Genomic DNA, 425 nt, shown 5'->3' on the forward strand with positions numbered 1-425 from the left:
GGTAGACAACTATGCCAACCATACCTTACTCAAGGCTGTAAGAGACGAATCTGGAGCGATTAAGACTGGCAAGGATAATTTGCCTATGTTCGCTACAAAAGGCTACTATTCCAATATGAGCCGTGCTCTGAATGCTTGTATTCATGTAATGTTGGAAGACGAACATGATGTGATGGAATTGACGCAGTACCTTGATGAGTTGGAACGATTAGAAGCTAAGTTTCGTCCAGTGATGAAACGGTTTAGGGAGGGTGATTAGAAATGATTAAAGATATGGAACTTAGCAAAGGCATGAAAATTGCAGGAATTGAACTTGAAAATCCGTATCGATATCGTGCTTATTTCATCGGTACGCAAGCGGTGTATAACATTCAAAATGAATCGTATATAACGGTTGAATCGGGAAATGTAAGTGATATTAAACC

The 425-nt window shown here is 39.5% G+C and carries 1 protein-coding gene; it reads left to right on the forward strand.

From position 1 onward, the window contains the following. Positions 1-259: hypothetical protein (locus C1I98_RS46735; RefSeq protein WP_111172263.1), on the forward strand; the 259-nt coding region annotated here is incomplete at its 5' end. Positions 260-425: the final 166 nt, after the last annotated feature.

This window comes from Spongiactinospora gelatinilytica (assembly GCF_003236385.1).
Classification (GTDB): domain Bacteria; phylum Actinomycetota; class Actinomycetes; order Streptosporangiales; family Streptosporangiaceae; genus Spongiactinospora; species Spongiactinospora gelatinilytica.